The organism is Coriobacteriaceae bacterium (genome assembly GCA_025992855.1).
In the GTDB taxonomy this organism is placed as follows: domain Bacteria; phylum Actinomycetota; class Coriobacteriia; order Coriobacteriales; family Coriobacteriaceae; genus Collinsella.
Map to the genome: position 1 here is coordinate 502,805 of DAJPGB010000001.1, position 20,640 is coordinate 523,444.

Genomic DNA, 20,640 nt, shown 5'->3' on the forward strand with positions numbered 1-20,640 from the left:
CCGGCATAGTTTTGAAATGGCATTAAATCGATAACAGCCATTTTGCTATGCCGGGGCGGTCGGTCGTTGGGTAATTACCCTCGCAGGTAGGCGATGGCGATTTGGGTGCGGTTGCGCAGACCCATTTTGGCCAGGATCGAGCTGATGTGGTTGCGCACCGTGCCTTCTCCCATATAAGCCGTGGCGGCAATCTCCTTGTTATCGAGGCCGCGGGCGATGAGCTCGGCGACTTCGAACTCGCGGTCGGTCAGGCCGGCAAAGGCGGCGGGCCGGCGGGTCGCGCCGGCCTCGACGTCCGCCCCATCAAAGTTGATATCTTCGATTGCCTTGCCCTCGAGCACGCGTTTGCCGTCCATGACCTGCGCCAACGCCGGCGGAATGGCAGCGACATCGGTCTTGATCAGGTAGCCGCGGGCGCCCAGCTTGAGCGCCGACACAATGTACTCGTCATCCAAGAATGTCGTCAGAAACACCACGCGCGCCGCAGGGTCGTGCTCAAGGATCTCGCGCGCGGCCGAAAGGCCGTCGCGTCCCGGCATCTGGATGTCGAGCAGCGCGATATCGGGTGCGTGCTCAGCGTAGAGCGCCACCGCATCGTTGCCGTTGGCACCGGTGCCCACCACTTCGATCTGCGGCTGGGCGCCCAAGATAATCTTGAGCGAATCGACCACCAAGCGGTCGTCGTCGACAACGATGAGCCTCATCGGCCCTCATCTCCTTGCTGTTTGGGAACGGTGGCAAACACACGCCAGCCGCCGGCGCCGGCACGCGGGCCGGCGGTGAAGGTGCCGCCAAGCGCCTCGATGCGCTCGCGCATGGAGGTAAGCCCCATGCCCTCCGCGGTGCCGCGGCCGCTTGCTTGGACCTCACCCACGCCATCGTCGGTAACAATGAGCTGGTAAAACGACGGATGCTCCATGCACCGTACGGTGACGGTCTGGGCGCAAGCGTGGCGCATGGTATTGGAGAGCGCTTCGCGCAGGACCGCTGCAAAGCAGTTGGCGACGTTTGCGGGCGCATGTTCGGCCATAACTTCAAGCTCAATCTGCGGGCCGCCGTCCGAGCGTGTGCCTTCGACAATGCGTTCGAGCTGCACGGAAAGGTCGACGGCGTTGTCGTTGAGCGCGTGGACGCTGGTGCGCACAAGCTGGAGCGCCTCGTCAACCGTGCGTTTAACGTCGGCGAAATCGGCGGCGACGCCAGGCTCGTCGGCGTGGACCACGCGTAGGGCTTCGGCCTGCAGTGAGGCGCGCGTGAGCTGGTGCCCGACGTTATCGTGGATCTCGCGCGCGATGCGGGCGCGTTCGGCGAGCGTCGCGAGCTCGACTTCGTAGTCCTGGCGGTCGGCGAGGTCGCGGTTGCGTGCCTCGAGTGCCAGGGCGCGTTCTTGCAGCTTGTCGCGGGTGCGACGCATGCGTTCCTGTTCGCGCTCCAGCTGCGCGGTGCGCAGCGACAGCAACGTGGCGGCGACCGAAAGGATGGCGGTTAACAGCAGCGTTCGGGTGGTGAGCACGCCACCACGAAGGTCCGCGACAAGCGCGCAGACAAGCACGGCGCCAATCGCCAGCGCGGGCCAGATTCGTTCACGGTGAACGCGTCGCGCGATGTCATAGAGAGCGAGAGGCGCAAACGGCACAAACGGCGGCACGAAGACGGCCGCGATGATGTAAGCGTAACTCGCGGCCTTGCCCGCACGGCGGGCGCGGTTTCCCTGTGCGACCTCGGCCAGCGAAGTGGCAATAACGCCAAGGCAAAACGCCACAACCAGACGAGCGTCCACGGCAAGACCCATGGCGGCCGCAATACAGCACGCCAGCACGATCGATTTGTCGAAAAGCCTGTTCATACGGGTATTGTACGCGAAGCTGCGCGTGGTGGAGGGGCCGCCTAGCGCAACCGTGACATTCCTCCCGCGCGGCAAAGCGGCGTCGATCGCTCGCGCGAGCGGGGGTTTCACCTCTGCCCCCTCGCACTCGTGACAAAGCTCACTGGCGCGCCCTCGCCGCACCTGCGATGATGCAATCGTACCGGGCCGCAATCAACGGAAAGGCCGCCTCATGACAGACATCGTCCACGTCGAAAACCTCGTCAAGCGCTATGACGACCTTATTGCGCTCGACCACTTTAACCTGAACATCGCCCCCGGCGAGATCTTTGGCCTGCTCGGCCCCAACGGCTCGGGCAAAACCACGTCCATCAACTGCATCCTGCAGCTGCTCGCCTACGACAAGGGCACCATCGAGCTGTTCGGCGAGCCCATGACGCCCGCCCGCTACGACCTCAAGCGCCGCATTGGCGTGGTACCGCAGCAGGTGGCAGTGTTTGACGAGCTCACGGTGCGCGAGAACATCGACTATTTCTGCAGCCTCTACGTAGGCGACCGCAAGCGCCGCCGCGCGCTGGTGGACGAGGCAATCGACTTTGTCGGTCTGGGCGACTTTACCAAGTTCCGCCCCGGCAAGCTTTCGGGCGGTCTGGCGCGCCGCCTCAACATTGCCTGCGGCATCGCGCACAAGCCCGAGCTCATCTTCTTCGACGAGCCCACGGTGGCGGTCGACCCGCAGAGCCGCAACGCCATCCTGGAGGGCATCTGCCGACTGCGCGACGAGGGCGCCACGGTGGTGTATACCAGCCACTACATGGAGGAGGTCGAGCAGATCTGCAGCCGCATCATGATCATGGACGGCGGGCGCGTGTTGGCGCAGGGCACCAACGACGAGCTCAAGCGCATGATTCAGATGGGCGAGAAGATCGTGATTGAGGTCGGTGAGGTGCCGAGCGCGGCACTCGCCGCCGTTGCGAGTCTGCCGCATGTCCTGGACCTGGCGGCGACGGCGGGCCAGCTCACGTTTTCGTGCGAAGCGAGCCCGCATAACCTGACCGACATCCTCGACGCGCTGCGCTCGCACGACGTACCGCTCGGCCGCATCTACTCCGAGCCGCCGACCCTTAACGACGTGTTCCTCGAGATCACCGGCCGCGAGCTGCGCGACTAGGGGGCGGCCATGTTCAACACCATCATCATCACGCTCAAGACGCTGTTGCGTCGGCCGAGCACCTGGGTTTGGGGTGCGGTCTTTCCCGTTGCGCTTTCCACGATGTTCATGTTTATGTTTGCGAACCTGAGCTCCGACGGTAAGGTCGACCCGGTGCCGGTGGCCATCGTGGCGGACAAGGCCTGGGACGCGTCGACCTTTAAGGACGTGGCGACCTCGCTGTCTAAGGAGGGCGACGATCAGCTGCTCGAGATTCACGAGTGCGAGGATGCGGCCGCCGCGAACCGCGCGCTCAAGGCCGGCGAGGTCGCGGGCATCTATACGGTCGATGCCGCGGGCACGCCCAAGCTCACGCTGCTTTCGAGCTACGATAGTTCGCGTGCGTCCACGGTGCTCGTCGACCGCAGCATTCTGGAGACGGTGGCAAGTTCGTATACGCAAAATGCCGAGCTCATGGCCCAGATTGCCCAGGACGACCCGGCGGCGCTTGCCGACCCGGAGACGGTTGCGCGCGCCCTGTCGCTCGAGGGCGGGACCCGCCGCGTGAGTCTGACGCGGACCACGCCCGACGGCACGACCATTTACTACTACGCGCTCTTTGGTCTGGTCGCGATGATGTCTGCCGAGTTTGCCGCCTTGAGCGCCGTCGACCTGCAGCCCAATCTGTCGGGCCTTGGCGCACGCCGCTGCGTGGGCGGCCTTTCCAAGACGGCGTCGCTGGCCGGTATCTTTATCGGCTCGTGGCTGGTCTCCTTTGCCTCGATGGCAATCGCGATCGGCTACGTGCGTTTGGTTGTCGGCGTCGACTTTGGCGGGCGCGAGGGGCTTTGCCTGGTGGGTGGCGCCGCATCCGCGCTTGCCGCAACGGGCCTGGGGCTCTTTGTGGGCACGCTGCCCGTTAAGGGCGGCAAGGCGTCCAAGTCGGGCATCCTCACGGGCTTTGCCACCACGTGCGCCCTGTTCGCCGGACTCTACGGCGAGCCGGCGATGGCGCTTGCCGACGACGTCGCCCGCGCCTGCCCGGCCGAGTGCTGGCTCAATCCCGTCAAGCTCATCTGCGACATGTTCAACCGCCTGTATTTCTTTGAGGACCTGGGTCCCTTTGTCGTGCGCGCGGGCGCGCTTGTCCTGATGACCTTGGTGTTTGTCGTCGCCGCTACGCTGATCTTTGGAAGGAGCCGCTATGAGCACCTTTAAGACCGCGCTTCGCATGGCGCTGGCGCACCCGTTCTACCTGCTCATCTACACGGTGTTCATCTCGCTCATGGGCGTGTTCATTGCGGCATCGGTGAGCTGGAACTCGTCGCAGCTCACCGAATACAAGCCCTACGACACCAACGTGATCGTGGTCGATCGCGACAACAGCGACCTTTCGCGGGCGCTCACCAAGCACCTGGGGTCGCGCTTTGACCTGATCGCAGGCGTCGGCGACGACACGTACGATCTTGCGGACGCGCTTTCCAAGAGCAACAGCGCCAAAGGCAGCGCCGATTGCGTGTTCTTTATCCCGGAGGGGTTTGAGGCCGACCTGATCGCGGCCGCCCGTGCGGGGGAGGCCCTGCCCAAACTCGACGTGACGTACGGCTCAGGCACCATGGCGGCAGCGCTTTCGTCTGCCGAGGCCTCGCGCTGGATCTCGCTCGCGGGCGCTGCGGCGGCGCTTGAGCCTGCTGCCTCCGACGGCGACGTCGCCAAGGCTGCCGAACATGCCGCCGCCAAGCGCGCCGAGGTCCAGATCGAGCAGGTCAAGGTCGACTCCACGGCCGCCGCCACGCTCGAGTCGTACTTCAACTTTGGCGCGTATGCGATCATCTCGTCGGTCATCGTGTCGGTGGGTCTGGTGTTCTCGGGTATGAACGAGCCCGAGCGCGTGCGCCGTATGGATGCCGGCCCGGTCTCCGAGCGCCAACGTTCGCTCGCCGTATTCGCGGCCGCCGCCGTGCTCACCGTCTGTATTTGGTTTGTGTCGAGCATGATGGGCGTTGTGGGCTTTGCCAGCGAGGTCGCCGAGGTCGGCGTGGGCCGCGTGTGCCTGGCGCTGGCGGCGACGTTTGCCTTGGCGTGCACGCTCCTGGCCGTTGGCTTTACGCTGTCGAGCCTGGGTGCGCGCGAGGAGTTGCTCAACGGTGTGGGTAACCTGCTCGGTATGCTCATGACGTTTTTGGGCGGTGCCTGGATGCCACTGTCGCTCATGGGGTCGGCCGTGCAGACCGTGGCGCACTTTGTGCCGACGTATTGGGTGAACGATGCGATCGGCAAGGCGCTTGCGTCGGACCTGACGTCTGCCGTGCTGGGCGACATTGCCTGCGACCTGGGCGTCACCGTGCTCTTCGCCGCCGCCATCGCCGCCGTAGGCCTAGCCCTCACGCACACCAAATCCCACGCCTAGCCACCTAGCCATCGGGTACTCATTGGGGACAGACTTAAACGACCAAGAGTAGTCATTGGGGACAGACTTAAACGACTAGTCATTGGGACAGTCTTTGCCGATCTACCGCTTCGCCGGCTGGGTTGGCAAGGACTGTCCCCATTTGCCGGCAGGAAAGGAACGTCCCTAACTGCCGGGTGACTAGTTTGAAATAAATGCCATATGTCGCGCAAAAATAGTTCGCCTGGGTTTACTATAGCCCTAGAAAAGTAGCAGAAGGCTAACAATGGGGGATAGTATGGCGACGAAGCAAGCCTACGTCCAGGTTAAGGACCTCAAAAAACACTACGGCGACGGCGATGCGCGCCTGACGGTGCTCGACGGCATCGACACGTCCATCAACCGCGGCGAGATCTGCGTCATGCTGGGGCCCTCGGGTTCGGGCAAGTCGACGTTTCTCAATCTCATCGGCGGCCTGGAGGACGCCGACGGCGGTTCCATTATGGTGGACGGCTGCGACCTGACGACGCTCAAGCCCGCCGATCTGGGCGAGTATCGCCGCCGCGAGCTTGGCTTTGTCTTTCAGTTCTACAACCTGGTGCCCGACCTCACCATCAAGGAAAACATCGAGGTCACGGCGCACCTGTCCAAAGACCCGCTCAACGTCGACGACCTGCTGCGCTCGCTGGGCCTCTACGAGCACCGTAACAAGTTCCCGCGCCAGGTCTCGGGCGGTCAACAGCAGCGTTGCGCCATCGGCCGCGCGCTCGTCAAAAACCCGGGCCTGCTGCTGTGCGACGAGCCCACGGGCGCGCTCGATTACAAGACATCCAAGGAAATCCTGCAGCTCATGGAGGACGTCAACCGCACCTACGGCTGCACCATCATCATCGTCACCCACAACGCCGCCATCGCCCGTATGGCCAACCGCGTGCTGCGCCTGCGCGACGGGCGCATCGTCGAGGACGAGCTCAACGAGTCGCCCGTCGCGGCCGCCGAGCTCGATTGGTAGGCGGCACCATGTCACCTCTCGCAAAACGACTCCCCCGCGAGCTGCGTCGCAATATCGGTAAATACCTAGGCATCTTCCTGCTTATGTGTGGAAGTATCGCCCTCACGTCGGGCTTTTTGCTCGCCGCGCACTCCATCGGCTGCCTTATCGACGACATGCGCGATACGTACACGATTGAGGACGGTCGCCTGACCACGGCGTTCGAAGCCACCGACGATCAGCTCAAAGCCGCCGAGGATGCGGCGGAGGATGTTGGGGGCGTCACGCTCTACAAGAACTTCTCCATCGACGCCATCATCAAAAAGGCCGACGGCGACGATGGCACCAAGCGCACGCTGCGCACCTATGCGCACCGCAGCAAGGTCGATATCGCGTCCTACTGTGAGGGCAAGGAACCCAAGGTGGATGACGAGGTGGCCATCGACCGTGTCTTTGCCACCAATAACGACCTCGCCGTGGGCGATAAGGTCGAGCTTGAGGACCGCGCCTACACCATCTGCGGCATCATGACCCAGCCCGATAGCCAGGCGCTGTTCCTCAACAATTCGGACTTTACGGTGAACACCATCACCTATGGCGTGGCCGAGGTCACCGACGCCGGCTTTGCCGCGCTCGAGGATGCCGGTGGCGCACCCGCCTACACCTACTCCTTCACCTTTACCGATCGCGACCTCCCCACCGCGGACCGCATTGACGCCGAGCAAGATATGGTCGAGGCGCTGACCGACGCCGATGCGCGCGTGGACGATCTGATCGACGCCGATTCCAACCAGGGCATTGGCTATGCGCGCGACGACGTGGACGGCGACTCCATGATGTGGATGACGCTGCTCGACATCATCATCGTGATCATGGCGTTTGTCTTTGTGGTCCTTACCGACGCCACCATCGAGGAGGAGAGCGCCATTATCGGCACGCTGCTCGCCAGCGGCTATCGCCGTCGCGAGATCGTGCTGCACTACCTTGCGCTTCCCGCCATCGTGGGCGTGCTCGCGGCGCTTTTGGGCACCGCGCTCGGCGTCGCGTTCTTTACCGAGCCCATGCGCGGCCTCTATTACGGCTCGTACAGCCTGCCGCCCTTCCAGGTGTACTGGAGCTGGGAGATCTTTGTAAAGTGCGCCGTGGTTCCCGCCTCCGCGCTCATCCTCATTACGTTGGTGGGCCTGCTCCGCAAGATGGGAAAGACGCCGCTGCAGTTCCTTCGTCACGAGGCGGGCGGCAAGTCAGGCACCAAGCGCGGTTTTCAGCTGCCGGAGCGTATGGGCTTTGTCTCGCGCTTCCGCCTGCGCATCTTCCTGCGCAATCTGGGCAACTTCGCCACGCTCTTCGTGGGCATCGCGTTTGCGTCGCTGCTGCTGCTCTTTGGTCTGGCGATCCTGCCCACGATGACGCACTACGCGGACAACCTGGAGACGAGTTTGGTCGCCGAGCATCAGTACACGCTCAAGGCTCCGCTAGAGCTTGAAGGCACCGCCGAGGAGCGCGAGCAGTGGTCGGCGCTCGAGCGCTTGCAGTCGGTGGATGGCGCGTTGCTCTCTGCCGCCCAGGATGCGGACGACGAGCTTGATGACGCGGTCGATGCCGCGCAGGCGGCTGCCAATGCCGCGACCAGCTCTCCGTCTGCCGAGGGTTTAGCCGCAGCGCAGGACGCGCTCGCAACGGTTCAGGACAAGAAGGACGTCCTCTATGCGCGCCTCGACGATCTTGCCGATGCGCTTGGCTGCAACCGCGACGAGGCCATCAATCTGATTGAAAAGGCCTCGAAGATCGATACCGACAACGATGATATTCATCCCGTCAATACGACGGATAACGGTGCGGCGAAGATTGCGCAGGCCGAGAAATATGCCGTTTACCAGCTGCAATACGACCGCGGCGACGGAAATGGGCAGGAGACGATTTCCGTCTACGGCGTCTCGCCCGATTCGCGCTACTGGAAGGACCTCGATGTGGGCGACGGTCTCGTCGTCTTTGGTGGCGGCTTGCTCGATAAGTTTGGTTGGAGCGAGGGACAAAAGGTCACGCTCCACGACAAGTACGAGGGCAAGGACTATTCACTGGAGTACACGGGCAAGGACGCCACCTGGGGCTCCAAGTCGGACATGAATATCTACATGAGCATCGACGACTTTAACGAGCTGTTCGGCAACGACGCTGCCTACTTTAACGGCTATGTGAGCGACGAGAAGCTCGACCTCGATGCGCGCTACTTTGCCGGCGACACCACGCCCGACGACATGCGTGCCGTGGGCGACCAGTTTATCGGCATGATGAGCAAAATGATCGGCATGATGGTTGGCCTCGCGGTGTTTATCTTCCTGCTGTTTATGTACCTGCTGACCAAGGCTGTTATCGACCATAGCGCCCGCTCGATTAGCTACATGAAGGTCTTTGGCTATCGCGACGCCGAGATCTCGCACCTGTACATCCGCTCGATCACGTTGTGCGTGGCGGCGTCGCTCGTGCTGAGCCTGCCCGTGATCATCGGCTCGCTTACGGCCATCTTCCGTTCGATGCTGCTCGCCTACAACGGCAATATCGAGATCTACGTGCCCGCTTGGTCCATGGCGGCGTGCGTGGGCATTGGCTTTGTGACCTACCTGGTCGTGGCGCTCCTGCACACGCGCTCCATCAGGCGCGTCAGCCTCGCCGAGGCGCTCAAGGTCCAGGAATAGGAGGGCTCATGGCCAGATCGGCAGAAGAGCTCAAGCAGCTTTCCGTCAAAGAGTTCACCGAAGCGGCGAAGATCTACGAGTCCGGCCATGCCGGGATCTACGAGATGTGCAAAGACGATTATCCGCAGATGCTCGAGGAGCTCGCGCTCGAGCCGTTCGAGGACGTGCTCGACGTGGGCTGCGGAACCGGAGCGGTCCTGGAGCTGCTGCACGGGGAATACCCGGGCAAGCACCTGACGGGGCTCGACCTCACGCCCAAAATGATCGAGGCGGCATGCGCCAAGCAGCTCGGGAACGTCCGCTTCGTCGTCGGGGACGCCGAAGCCCTGCCCTTCGAGCCGCAAAGCTTCGACGCCGTGCTCTGCTCCAACAGTTTCCATCACTATCCGCACCCCGAGAGGTTCTTCGCCGAGGCGGCCCGAGTCCTGCGCCCCGGCGGGCGCCTGATTCTCCGCGACTACACGTCGAGCGACTTCGTGGTATGGCTCATGAACACCTTTGAGCTGCCGTTGGCGCGCCTCGCAGGTCACGGCGATGTCCGGATCTGCAAGGTGTCCGAGCTTCGCGCGCTCGCCGAGGGGGCCGGATTCCTCCTGCTCAAGCTCGAGGCGCAGAAAGGCTTCCGCGCCCACCTGGTTGTGCGCAAGCCCTCCTAGGACGACCACACATCACACACATTTTGGGACGAAATCCCCCGCGACGCCTTTCCTACCAAGAGTGGTCATTGGGGACAGACTTAAATGACTAGTCATCGGGGACAGTCTTTGCCGATTCGCCGGCTCGCCGGCCGGACTGACAAGGACTGTCCCCAACTGCCGGCAGGAAAGGAACGTCCCTAGCTGCCAGGTGGCGAGGCACTCATTTAAGTCCGTCCCCAATGAGTGGTTTCAGTCATTTAAGACTGTCCCCAATGACTAGGTGCCGTACTTGACTTTAACTCTGCTTTAACTGGTACCATCCTCTTATGTCTGTAACGCCATATAGACCGAGGGGATAGATCTATGACCGCAACTGCACCCGCCAAGGTGTACTTTACGAATCTGCGCACGCATGCTCGCGAGAGCCAGCTCGACAAGCTTAAGCGCCTCATTCGCCGCGCCGGTATTGAGCAGATCGACTTCGAGAACAAGTTCGTCGCCATCAAGATTCACTTTGGCGAGCTGGGCAACCTGAGCTTTTTGCGCCCCAACTACGCTCGCGCCGTCGCGGATGTTGTGAAGGAGCTGGGCGGCAAGCCCTTCCTTACCGATTGCAACACGCTCTACGTCGGTAGCCGCAAAAACGCGCTCGAGCACATCGACACCGCTTACCAGAACGGCTTTACCCCGTATGCCACGGGCTGTCAGATTATTATCGCCGACGGTCTCAAGGGTACCGACGAGGCGCTCGTCCCGGTCGAGGGCGGCGAGTACGTGCACGAGGCCAAGATCGGCCAGGCACTCATGGATGCCGATATCGTGATCAGCCTCACCCACTTTAAGGGCCATGAGCAGGCCGGTTTTGGCGGCGCCATGAAGAACCTGGGTATGGGTGGCGGCAGCCGTGCCGGCAAGATGGAGCAGCACGCCGCCGGCAAGCCGAGCGTTGCGACCGAGCATTGCGTGGGCTGCCGTGCCTGCGAGAAGATCTGTGCGCACAACGCCATCTCGTTTGACGACACCCGCGAGCGCGAGCTTGCCAACGGCAGCACCCGCACGGTCCATGTCGCCGCCATCGACCACGATCGCTGCGTGGGCTGCGGACGCTGCATTGCGGCGTGCAATCAGGATTGCATCAAGCCTGATTATGACGCCGCGGCCGACGTGCTCAACTATAAGATCGCCGAGTACACCAAGGCTATCGTCGACGGCCGTCCGAGCTTCCATATCTCGCTCGCCATGGATATCAGCCCCAACTGCGATTGCCATCCCGAAAACGACACGCCCATCGTCAACGACATCGGCATGTTCGCGAGCTTCGACCCGGTCGCCATCGACCAGGCCTGCGCCGATGCCGTCATGGCATCCGAGCCGCTGCCCAACACCGAGCTCACCGACAGCGCCGCCAAGATGGAGCACAACCACGAGCATCTGGAGGGCGAGCAGGCGCGCGATCCCTTCTGCATCACGCATCCCGACACCGACTGGCGCGCGTGCATCGCACACGCCGAGAAGATCGGCCTGGGCACGAGCGAGTACGAGCTCATCGAGGTCAAGTAGCGCCGGACTATTGGACAAATCGCGCGCTTTTGTTGCGTAACTCAAACATAAACCGCCTGCGAGCACGGTGCTCGCGGGCGGTTTTTCGGAAGTATGCGGCAAATTTCGAGACCGCCGAGCACACGGCGTTTTTTGGCAACAAAACCCCTGATAAATTGTTGGTAAAACAGCGGTCTGGTCGGCAACTCCAGAATTTGCCGCATACTTCCGAAATCATGGGGCTGGAGGAGGCTGCAGACGCCGCTTTTTGCCTAAAAATTCTTGTCGAGGAAGTCGTTGACCGTGCTCCAGTAGAGCTCTGGGTCGACCTGCGCGCTCTTGGCGTGGGCGGCGCCGTGGACGGTGAGCTTTTGCTTGACCTTGCTGGTGCACGCGTCGTAGTTTTGGTCGAGCATGCTGTACGGCACAAAGGTGTCCTGGTCACCGTGGATAAACAGCATGGGGACCGTTGCGTGCTTGAGCTGCTCCACGCTGCTCGCTTTATGAAAGTCGTAGCCCGCGCGCACGTTGCACACCAGGTTGGCTACATCGAGCAAGGGAAAACTAGGCAGGCCGAACACGTCTTTAAGCTGCAGGGAAAACTCGTCCCAGACACTCGTATAGCCGCAGTCCTCGATAATGCACTTCACGTTTGCGGGCAGAGATTCCCCTGCCACGTTCATGGCGGTCGCCGCGCCCATCGACTCGCCAAAGACCAGGATGCGCGCCTCGGGATCGTCCGCAACGATCCGTTCGATCCACGCGACGACATCGAGCCGCTCGGGCCAGCCCATGCCGATGTAGTCGCCGCCGGAGCGCTCGTGGGCGCGAGCTGCGGGCGCGAGCACGTTCATGTCGCGGTCGTGGAAACGCTTGATGTATCGTGCCATGCCGATGGGCTCGTTGGTGTATCCGTGCAGGCAGACAGCATAATCGTGGGTGCTCTCCGGTGCAGCGAAATACCAAGCGGCAAGCTCGGTCCCGTCATCCGCGGTGAGGCTGCTGCTCTCGCGATTCTGCTTAAACCAAGCCCGCGCTTCGGTCTCCTCGGCATCCATCTGCTCGCCCTTTTCGGCGTTCTTGCCGTCCTGCATCATCTTCATGGTGTAGGGCGCTTGGGGGTTTAGGGCAAAGTCGAATAAGAAGTTGCCGGCAAACCCCAATAGGGCGACAACGAGCACCGCGGCAACGGCCAGGCCGATCTTGAGTCCTCGATGGGGGTGCGTATTTTGAGCCATAATCGCTCTCCTATAAGATGTTAATACATCAACATTTAATGCAAGCGCATTATGGATGTTCATCGTTGATGCGTCAACAAGCAAAGAATGGGTAAACAAAAGGTCACGTATAGTGCAAATTTCGCACGTACCCAGACGCTTTGATATAGTGTTGAGAACTATTTATGTTGGAGGATGTAACCGGCATGTCCGATTCGAGCGACAGTTCCAAGCCGCGACCTAAGGCCGCGGCCGTTCCGCAGTACACGGTGGGCGAGGAGATCATGAACTCCGTCACCCATGGTGTCGGCTGCCTGCTGGGCATCGCAGGCCTCGTACTTTTGATCGTATTCGCCGCCCTGCGCGGCGGCGGCCCGGCCCACATGGCCGCGGCGATCGTCTACGGCGTCAGCATCATTCTCGAATATCTGGCCTCCACGCTCTATCACGCGATTCAGCCCGCGCCCGCAAAGCGCGTATTCCGCATCATCGACCATAGCTGCATCTACCTGCTCATTGCGGGCAGCTATACGCCGTTTTGCCTCATTACGCTGGCAAACGACGGCGGTGCCGTGCTGTTCTTTGCCGTATGGGCCATCGCCATCATTGGTATCGCGCTCGAGTGCTTTTTGCGCGAGCGTCAGCCGCACTGGGTAAGCGGCCTGGTCTATCTGCTGATGGGCTGGCTCGTCGTCTTTAAGCTGCCCGCACTCGTAGCGCTGTTGAACCCCGTCGCGTTAGCGCTGCTCGCCGTCGGCGGCGTGTGCTACACCGTGGGCGTACCGTTCTACATCGCCAAAAACGTGCGTTACCTGCACAGCGTGTTTCACCTGTGGGTGCTCGCCGGTAGCATCTTCCAGTTCATGGCGGTGATCCTCTTCGTAATCTAACGACCGAGCCCGTGCCCGCGGATCCACCCAGGTGGCCGTCGGGCGCAACCGCCTTATCCGCCAACTACGTCTCCTGCCAACGTCCCGAATCTTGGAGGTTCGAGAAACTCCCGATGGACATAACCATCTCCCTTATCACCACCCTCGTTTTGACCCTCATCAACGGCTACTTCTCTATGTCCGAGATGGCCCTCACCACGGCCAAGCGCGCCGTGCTGGAGCACGAGGCCGAGGAGGGCGACAAGCGCGCCGAGTGCGCCATTAAGCTCGCCGCCGACTCCGACCAGCTGCTGGCCACCATCCAGGTCGCCATCACGCTTGTGGGCTTCGCCTCGTCTGCCGTCGCCTCGACGAGCCTGTCCGACCCGCTCGCCACGTGGCTCATGAGCTTTGGCATCGCGCCGCTTTCCGCCATCGCGCGTGGCCTGGCGCCGGTCATCATCACCGTCGCCGTCGCCTTTGTCTCCATCGTGATCGGCGAGCTCGTGCCCAAGCGTATCGGCCTCGCTAACGCCGAGGGCGTGTCCAAGCAGGTCGTGGGGCCGCTTTCCGTGTTCCAGAAGATCGCCCGCCCGCTCGTGTGGCTGACCGGCGCCTGCTCCGACGGCCTGGCCCGCATCCTGCGCATCAAGAGCGCCGACGACCGCCAGAACGTCTCGGAAGAAGAGATCAAGTACATGGTCTCGGAGCAGGACGACCTGCTCGACGAGGAAAAGCGCATGATCCACGAGATCTTTGACCTAGGTGACACCGTTGCCCGCGAGGTCATGGTGCCGCGCGTGGACACCACCATGTGCGAGGATGACGAGACGGTCGCCGACGTGTTGTCCACCATGCGCCAGACCGGCTTCAGCCGTATCCCCGTCTACCACGAGGATCCCGACAACGTGGCGGGTATCGCACATATCAAGGACCTGATCCAGCCCGCGCTCGACGGCAAGGGTGACCAGCCCATCGCCGACTTTTTGCGCGACGCCACCTTTGTGCCCGATACCAAGGACATCCTGCCGCTGCTTTCCGAGATGCAGACCTCGCACGATCAGATCGTGGTCGTTGTGGACGAGTACGGCGGCACGGCCGGCATCATCACCATCGAGGACATCGTCGAGGAGATTGTGGGCGAGATCGAGGACGAGTTCGACCCCGATAACAAGTACCTCACGCGCCTCTCGCGTCGCGAGTGGCTCGTCGATGGGCGTTTTTCGTGCGATGATGCGATTGAGCTTGGATGGCCGCTCGAGGAAAGCGATGATTATGAGACCATCGCCGGCTGGATTTTGGAGCTTTGCGACTCGGTGCCCGACATCGGAGAGGTGTTTGAGGTTGCGGGGTACAAGTTTAAGGTGCAGTCGATGCGTGGCCAGCGCATCTCGCTCATTCGCGTGATCGCTCCGGCCGAAACCGATAAGAAGGATTCCGAGTCCGCGGCGGACGAGCCGGCGGCGTCGGGTGCGGGTTCTGCAGATCCGCACGATGGCGACGAGTAGGACAAGGACGAGTAGGGGAGAGTTATGGCAGGCCTGTTCAACATCCTTAAGGTCACCGTCAGCGAGGACAAGATCTGCGCGCATGTGCTGGTGAACCCCGGCATGCCGCTCATGACCTCGGAGGATATCGAGGCCACGGCGCGCGTGTACTATCTGGTGCCAGCGATTGCCAAGCATCTGTGCCTGGGCGATTCCGGCCGCGAGTTCCAGGATTGCATGGGCCAGACCGAGCTCTGCCACCTGCTGGAGCACGTGTCGGTCGAGCTCATGAACGAGACCGGCCTTGCCGGCAATATCTCGTGCGGCCGCACCCGCGTGAGCGAGCATGACGAGCGTGTCTTTGAGATTGAGCTTTCGTGTCCCGACGACGCGCTGGCCATCGGCGCGCTGTCGTCGGCTACCTTTATGATGGACTGGGCATATCTGCATGCCGACCAGCCTGCGCCCGACGTGGACGGTACGGTCGCGGGTCTGCGCAATCTGGTTTTGGGCATGCGTGCCGAGGCCGAGGGCAAGGATCCGCACGAGGCCGTCGCCGCCGCGAATGGCGAGGACGTGGCCGAGGATGCGGCCGAGGGCGATGCTCCTGCCGACGACGACGTCGATCCCGTTGTCGATGCGGCCGCCGAGCCGGCAACTGAGCCCCAGGGCGTCCCCAACTTTGAAGACGAGCCCCAGGTGGTGATTGATACCGAGGGCGCGGTTGTCGAGAACCACGAGGCCTCCGCGGCCGTCTTCGGCGGCGCGGCAACGGCTCCGGCTGGCTCGGCACATGAGGCCGGCTTGCCCCTCGTGGACGGCGCCGGCGGGGATCCGGCTGCCACGGTTGCCATGCCCGCCATGCCTCAGGAGTAGGTTCGCTCGCTCAACACCATCATGTACCTGCGCCTTTGCCGTATGCAGATGAGCGGGGCGGTAAGTGTTGCGCTGCGGGTATAATGGACAGCATTCAAACGGTGGGCGCCGACGTGCCCGCAGGAGAGGAATGATCATGGGTAAGACTTTTAGCTTTGTCTCCGGTGCACTCTTTGGTGCCGCCGCCGGCGCTATCATCGGCGTTGCTCTGGCCCCGCGCTCGGGCGCCGAGACTCGCGCCATGGCTGCCGATATCGCCAACGACGCTTGGGATAACATGCGCGATACCTACGAGCACGGCGCCGAGGAGGCCCGCGCCGCGGTCAACGACTTCGGCCCGATGGTCGATGCCAAGACCGATGACCTGCGCGCCAAGGTCGACCTGGCCCGCGAGCGTATGGACCAGCTGCGCGAGCAGCTCAACGACGCCATCTCGGGCGGCAACGTGACGCCCGCCGCCGACGTCGTGGTCGAGAACGCCGCCGAGGCCGACACCGAGGCTGCGGAGCCCTCGACCGAGGCATAATGCGCGCTGGGGATTTTGTCGGCGCCAAGATCTATCGCAAGCCCACCGAGGACAAGCGCACAAAAAAGGACGGCACGCCGCGCAGCCCTAAAAAGCTCGGAAAGATTCACTTTCCGGTCTTTACTCCGGGCGGTACGCGCGTGGTGGGCTTTATGGTTCGCCAGTCCGACATTGCGGGCATGATCGAGCGCCCCGACCGATTTGTGGCGCTCGATGCCATCGGCGTCTATGAGGGCGCCATCGCGGTGGATGACGCCAAGGACACCTACGATGCCGCTGCGGCCAAGCGCCTCGACATTAACCTTGACGATTGCATCATCTGGGTTGGTATGGACGTGCGCACGGAATCGGGCGATGTCGTGGGCTATTGTTCGGACGTGGAGTTCAAGCCGCGCTCGGGCATCGTTCAGATGTTCTATGTGACCGCCGGTGCCGCTTCGAGCGTGCTTGTCGGTGACACGCAGGTGCCGCCGACGATGCTGCGCGGCTACGAGAACGGCGCGATGATCGTTTCGGACGAGGTCAAGACACTCGGGTATTCGGGCGGCGCGGCCGCCAAGGCTGCCGAGGCCAGTGTCGTGGTGGGCGATAAGGTCAAAAAGGGCGCCAAGGTGCTCGATGACAAGGGATCGGTCGCCGTGGACAAGGGCAGTCGCGCGCTGGGCAAGCAGCTCGGCAAGACGCGCGGCATGTTCAAGGCCTTTAAGGACGAATACCAAAAGGCGAGCGGTGGCTCGTCAAAAGCTAGCAAATAGCGACGTACCAAATGATGGGAGGCGAGCCGGAGACATGTTGCTCCGGCTCGCTGTGTTTATGGGGGAGGGCACATGCGCCAAAACGGATCCAACTTAAACGGGCGTTCGGGTGCGCGTCCGACGGCGCGCCGCGACTTGGGGCAGCTGCCCAGCGGTCAGCGCCGCCGTCGCCGTAAGCCCGGCGCGATGTACCTCAACCATAGCCGCGGGTTTAGCGATCGCAGTGCGCGCATCGGCAACAGCCGCGCACCACGCCGTCCGTCTCGCCTACCATACGCGCTCATTGCCGTGGGCTGTGCGCTCGTGCTGTTTATCGCTGCCGTCGTGGGCTACGTCAACCGCAGCGTGGACGTGGAGCTTAACGGCCAGAAGACCGCGGTGCGCGTCGGCTCTACGCTGCAGAATCTCATCGACGACCAGGAGTTAACTGACACCTACGACGCAGGCGACCTGCTGGCCGTCGATGACAGCGTGCTCAAGCGCCATGGCGGCGAAAAGCTGTCGGTTAAGGTGGACGGCAAGCGCATAAAACAGGGCAAATGGGATAGCCGCGAACTTGAGGGTGGCGAGAAGGTGACGGTCAAGGATGGCCGTAACACCTACGAGAAGCATGAGGTTCAGGCTACGGTTATCGAGCCCAAGCTCAAGGTCGAGGGCACGGGCGCTATCGAGTATGTGCAGACGTGGGGCGTTCAGGGCCGCTCCGAGGTGTGGGTTGGTGAGCAGTCGGGCAAGACGCAGGACCGCGGCGAGGTTGTGCCCGCCACCGATTGCGTCGTTGCGTGCGCCAGCGTGGCGCCCAAGGGCAACAAAAAGTACGTGGCGCTGACGTTTGACGAGGGTCCGAGCGGCGCCACCAAACAGATCTTGCAGGTGCTCAAGGAAAAGGGCGTTACCGCGACGTTCTTCCTTTCGGGCGATGCGGCCGAGGCCTCGCCTGCCACGGCCAAGGCGATTGTCGATGCCGGGTGCGAGATCGGATCCAACAGCTACAGCGACGATTCGCTCAAGGGTCAGGACCGTGAGACGGTACGCGAACAGATCACGAAAGGCACCGATGCGATTAAGTCGGCGACCGGCGTGAAGACGATGCTGCTGCGTGCTCCCTACGCTGCCTTTGACGAGCAAAACTGGATTGATGCGATGGACCTGGTCTCCGCCGTGGTCTCGTGGAATATTGACTCGGGCGACTGGCTGCTCAACGGTGCCGACGAGCAGGTCTCAACGGTGCTCGATTCGGTGACGCCGGGCAATATCGTGCTGCTCACCGATAGAGACGAATGCGCCGAGCAGACGCTCGAGGCGCTGCCGCAGATTATCGACGGGCTTATTGCCGACGGCTACAAAATCGTGACGTTGAGCGACCTGGTCAAGACGGACACATCGCTCAGCAAAAAGCTCACCTCGCTGACGAAGGTCACCATGCCCAAGGACGCCGTGTTCCCCCAACTTGCCGAGGACGATGACACCACAGAGTAGTCATTGGGTAGTCGTTTAAGAACGTCCCCAAGGGCTATGTCACGGATACGTCAGCGTTTGGTATGCCTGCAATGTGCAGCGCATAAATTCGATGCCGCAGGGCGATGCTGATGCTATAGTTACTGCGGTTAATGAGGGTCAAGAGAAAGGTTACAGGTGAAATCCAAACCTCGACCATACAGTCGATGACCCCATGCAGGTGCTTTTTGCGCATGCACGGGGTGTAAGCGTCGAGCGGCGTGCCGCCCGCGCATGCGTATACATATCCAGAAGCCCCCGGACGCCGCACGCGCGGCCGCGTCCGGAGGAATAATGATGGGGAGCACCATTGAATTATCTGAGTGAGATGCTCAAGTTGCCGGTCTTGGACGTCGATGGCGAAAAGCTCGGCGTAGTGAACGATTTTGGCATTGCCACCGGCGAAGTTTTTCCGCACGTGACGTCGCTCGCGTTCCGCGGTCCCGGCAAGACACCGTTTATGATCAGCTGGCGCAAATGGGTCGACCGCATCGACGAGACGGGCGTGTACCTCAATACATCTGCGACCAATATTCGCTTTTCGTATCTGCAGCCGACCGAGCTGCTGCTTGCGCGCGACGTGCTCAACAAGCAGATCGTCGACACGCAGGGCATGAAGGTCGTGCGCGTAAACGACATCAAGTTTTCCATGTCGGGCGAAAATCAGCTGCGCCTGCTGGGTGCCGAGGTGGGCGCTCGCGGCCTGCTGCGCGCGATTAGCCCCGCGCTCGAGCATGTCGTCGAGGGCTTTATGAAGCACCTGGGCAAGCCGCTCAGCGAGGACATCATCGCCTGGTCCTACATGGACCTGCTCGACCGCTCGACCAAGAACATCCAGCTCTCGGTGTCGCACAAGACGCTTGGCGAGCTGCACCCCGCCGACATCGCCGATATTATCGAGCAACTCGACCCGCGCCTGCGCGCGCAGGTTTTTGCACAGCTCGATACCGCCCAGGCAGCCGAGGCAATCTCGGAGTTCGATGACGACGAGCTCATGACCGAGATGCTTGAGGGCCTGTCCGATACCGATGCGTCGTCGATGCTGGCCATGATGGACCCGGACGATGCCGCCGACCTGATTGACGAGCTCAGCTACGAGAAGGCCGAGAAGCTTCTGCGCCTGATGGGCGTCAAAGAGGAGAAGGCGATCCGTAACCTGCTGGGCTACGAGGACAACACCGCCGGCCGCATCATGACCTCGGAGTTTGTCGCCCTGCCTGCTACGGCGACGGTCGGTGACGCCATCGAGGCAATCCGTAAACTCGACGAGGACTTCGAGAGCGTTTACTACGTCTATACCGAGGACCCGAGCGGCATGCTGACGGGCGTGCTTTCGCTGCGCACGCTGATCGTGGCCGACCGCGACGCCACGCTGGGCCAGCTTGCCTATCGCGACCTGGTCTATGTGTCGCCCGACGAGGACCAGGAGGACGTGACGGACGAGATGACCAAGTACGACCTGGTCGCCATTCCCGTCTGCGACGAGAACCGTCACATCCTGGGCATCGTGACCTTCGACGACGCTATGGACGTTATCGCCGAGGAGCACCAGGAGGACCTGCAGATCGCCGGCATCGGCTCGGGCGACAGCGCATCGGACGACTCGACGAACGTGCTCAGCTGGTTTGTGCATCGTCAGTACTGGGTTGTCGTGTGGGGCATTGCCTCGTGCATCATGGCAACGCTACTGGGGACGGCGCTTGGCTCCGCGCACCTGGTGGTGTTTCCCATGTGCGCCATGCCGCTCGTGCTGTTGGCAGCCTCGCGCATGGTGTCGTTCGTCAAGAACTACTTCCTCGAGTACGACGGCCACGACGACGAGCCCAAGCCGTACCTGGGATTCTTCTTCCAGAGCACGGGCATGGGCCTGATCCTTTCGCTCGTGACTTACCTGTGCGCGCAACTGGTACGCACCGCCGCGTTCCCCGATGCCTCCATGTTCGAGGAGCAGCTCTTTACCGGATGCTTTAACATTGCGGCTATCATCTGCCTGGTTAGCAACATGAGTGCCGTGATTTACCTGATGGTGCTGTTCTGGCGCGACGAGCACGACCTCAATACGTCGGGTACCGCCATGAACGTCATTGCCGTCATGATTTCGTGCGTGGCGTACTGCGCCGCTGCGGTGCTGCTCACCGTGTCGGTCATGGGATAGGTGGTCGCGTGCAAAACACGAAGCAAAAGC

Annotated in this window: 17 protein-coding genes; 14 read left to right on the forward strand and 3 right to left on the reverse strand. The window is 62.1% G+C overall.

The genetic code is table 11. From position 1 onward, the window contains the following. Positions 1 to 74: 74 nt before the first annotated feature. Both OIL88_02085 and OIL88_02090 read right to left on the reverse strand, forming a co-directional pair. Positions 75 to 704: a response regulator transcription factor gene (locus tag OIL88_02085; GenBank protein HJI71163.1), complete on the reverse strand. Its 630-nt coding sequence runs from the start codon at positions 702 to 704 to the stop codon at positions 75 to 77. After that, entirely contained in the window at positions 701 to 1,846 is a 1,146-nt protein-coding gene (locus tag OIL88_02090; GenBank protein HJI71164.1) for a histidine kinase, read from the reverse strand. Before OIL88_02090 ends, OIL88_02085 begins: the two co-directional genes overlap by 4 nt. Before the next feature lie 211 nt (positions 1,847 to 2,057). On the opposite strand from OIL88_02090, the gene OIL88_02095 reads away from it, so the two are divergent. From OIL88_02095 to OIL88_02125, 7 genes are all read left to right on the forward strand, one after another. Then, positions 2,058 to 2,996, forward strand: a complete 939-nt coding sequence (locus OIL88_02095) for an ABC transporter ATP-binding protein (protein ID HJI71165.1) — start codon at positions 2,058 to 2,060, stop codon at positions 2,994 to 2,996. Between the two features lie 9 nt (positions 2,997 to 3,005). After that, positions 3,006 to 4,193: an ABC transporter permease gene (locus OIL88_02100; protein HJI71166.1), complete on the forward strand. Its 1,188-nt coding sequence runs from the start codon at positions 3,006 to 3,008 to the stop codon at positions 4,191 to 4,193. Next, positions 4,180 to 5,385 carry an ABC transporter permease gene (locus OIL88_02105; protein HJI71167.1) on the forward strand — a complete coding sequence of 402 codons (1,206 nt, stop codon included), beginning with the start codon at positions 4,180 to 4,182 and terminating at the stop codon, positions 5,383 to 5,385. Before OIL88_02100 ends, OIL88_02105 begins: the two co-directional genes overlap by 14 nt. A gap of 277 nt (positions 5,386 to 5,662) precedes the next feature. Beyond that, positions 5,663 to 6,376 (forward strand): ABC transporter ATP-binding protein, encoded by a 714-nt coding sequence (locus OIL88_02110; protein HJI71168.1) that lies wholly within the window; start codon positions 5,663 to 5,665, stop codon positions 6,374 to 6,376. Positions 6,377 to 6,384: 8 nt separating this feature from the next. Continuing rightward, positions 6,385 to 9,051, forward strand: coding sequence for an ABC transporter permease (locus OIL88_02115; GenBank protein ID HJI71169.1), 2,667 nt, complete (start codon positions 6,385 to 6,387; stop codon positions 9,049 to 9,051). An 8-nt stretch (positions 9,052 to 9,059) separates the two neighbouring features. Continuing rightward, positions 9,060 to 9,707: a class I SAM-dependent methyltransferase gene (locus OIL88_02120; GenBank protein HJI71170.1), complete on the forward strand. Its 648-nt coding sequence runs from the start codon at positions 9,060 to 9,062 to the stop codon at positions 9,705 to 9,707. Positions 9,708 to 10,052: 345 nt separating this feature from the next. After that, positions 10,053 to 11,249 carry a DUF362 domain-containing protein gene (locus OIL88_02125; GenBank protein ID HJI71171.1) on the forward strand — a complete coding sequence of 399 codons (1,197 nt, stop codon included), beginning with the start codon at positions 10,053 to 10,055 and terminating at the stop codon, positions 11,247 to 11,249. Between the two features lie 251 nt (positions 11,250 to 11,500). On the opposite strand, the gene OIL88_02130 is transcribed toward OIL88_02125, so the two are convergent. Then, positions 11,501 to 12,466, reverse strand: coding sequence for an alpha/beta hydrolase (locus OIL88_02130; protein ID HJI71172.1), 966 nt, complete (start codon positions 12,464 to 12,466; stop codon positions 11,501 to 11,503). Between the two features lie 185 nt (positions 12,467 to 12,651). Between OIL88_02130 and OIL88_02135 the strand changes: the two genes are divergently transcribed. The 7 genes from OIL88_02135 to OIL88_02165 all read left to right on the forward strand — a co-directional run bounded on the left by OIL88_02135 (position 12,652) and on the right by OIL88_02165 (position 20,610). After that, positions 12,652 to 13,335 carry a hemolysin III family protein gene (locus OIL88_02135; protein ID HJI71173.1) on the forward strand — a complete coding sequence of 228 codons (684 nt, stop codon included), beginning with the start codon at positions 12,652 to 12,654 and terminating at the stop codon, positions 13,333 to 13,335. 113 nt (positions 13,336 to 13,448) lie between these two features. Continuing rightward, complete coding sequence (locus tag OIL88_02140; protein ID HJI71174.1) at positions 13,449 to 14,822, forward strand: hemolysin family protein; 1,374 nt, start codon at positions 13,449 to 13,451, stop codon at positions 14,820 to 14,822. A 24-nt stretch (positions 14,823 to 14,846) separates the two neighbouring features. Next, positions 14,847 to 15,677 carry a hypothetical protein gene (locus OIL88_02145; GenBank protein HJI71175.1) on the forward strand — a complete coding sequence of 277 codons (831 nt, stop codon included), beginning with the start codon at positions 14,847 to 14,849 and terminating at the stop codon, positions 15,675 to 15,677. Positions 15,678 to 15,813: 136 nt separating this feature from the next. Further along, positions 15,814 to 16,203: a YtxH domain-containing protein gene (locus OIL88_02150; protein ID HJI71176.1), complete on the forward strand. Its 390-nt coding sequence runs from the start codon at positions 15,814 to 15,816 to the stop codon at positions 16,201 to 16,203. Then, complete coding sequence (locus OIL88_02155) at positions 16,203 to 16,958, forward strand: PRC-barrel domain containing protein (GenBank protein ID HJI71177.1); 756 nt, start codon at positions 16,203 to 16,205, stop codon at positions 16,956 to 16,958. The genes OIL88_02150 and OIL88_02155 overlap by 1 nt, the downstream gene beginning before the upstream one ends. Positions 16,959 to 17,030: 72 nt before the next feature. Continuing rightward, positions 17,031 to 18,437 carry a polysaccharide deacetylase family protein gene (locus OIL88_02160; protein HJI71178.1) on the forward strand — a complete coding sequence of 469 codons (1,407 nt, stop codon included), beginning with the start codon at positions 17,031 to 17,033 and terminating at the stop codon, positions 18,435 to 18,437. A gap of 328 nt (positions 18,438 to 18,765) precedes the next feature. Next, positions 18,766 to 20,610, forward strand: coding sequence for a CBS domain-containing protein (locus OIL88_02165; protein ID HJI71179.1), 1,845 nt, complete (start codon positions 18,766 to 18,768; stop codon positions 20,608 to 20,610). The last annotated feature ends 30 nt before the right edge of the window (positions 20,611 to 20,640 follow it).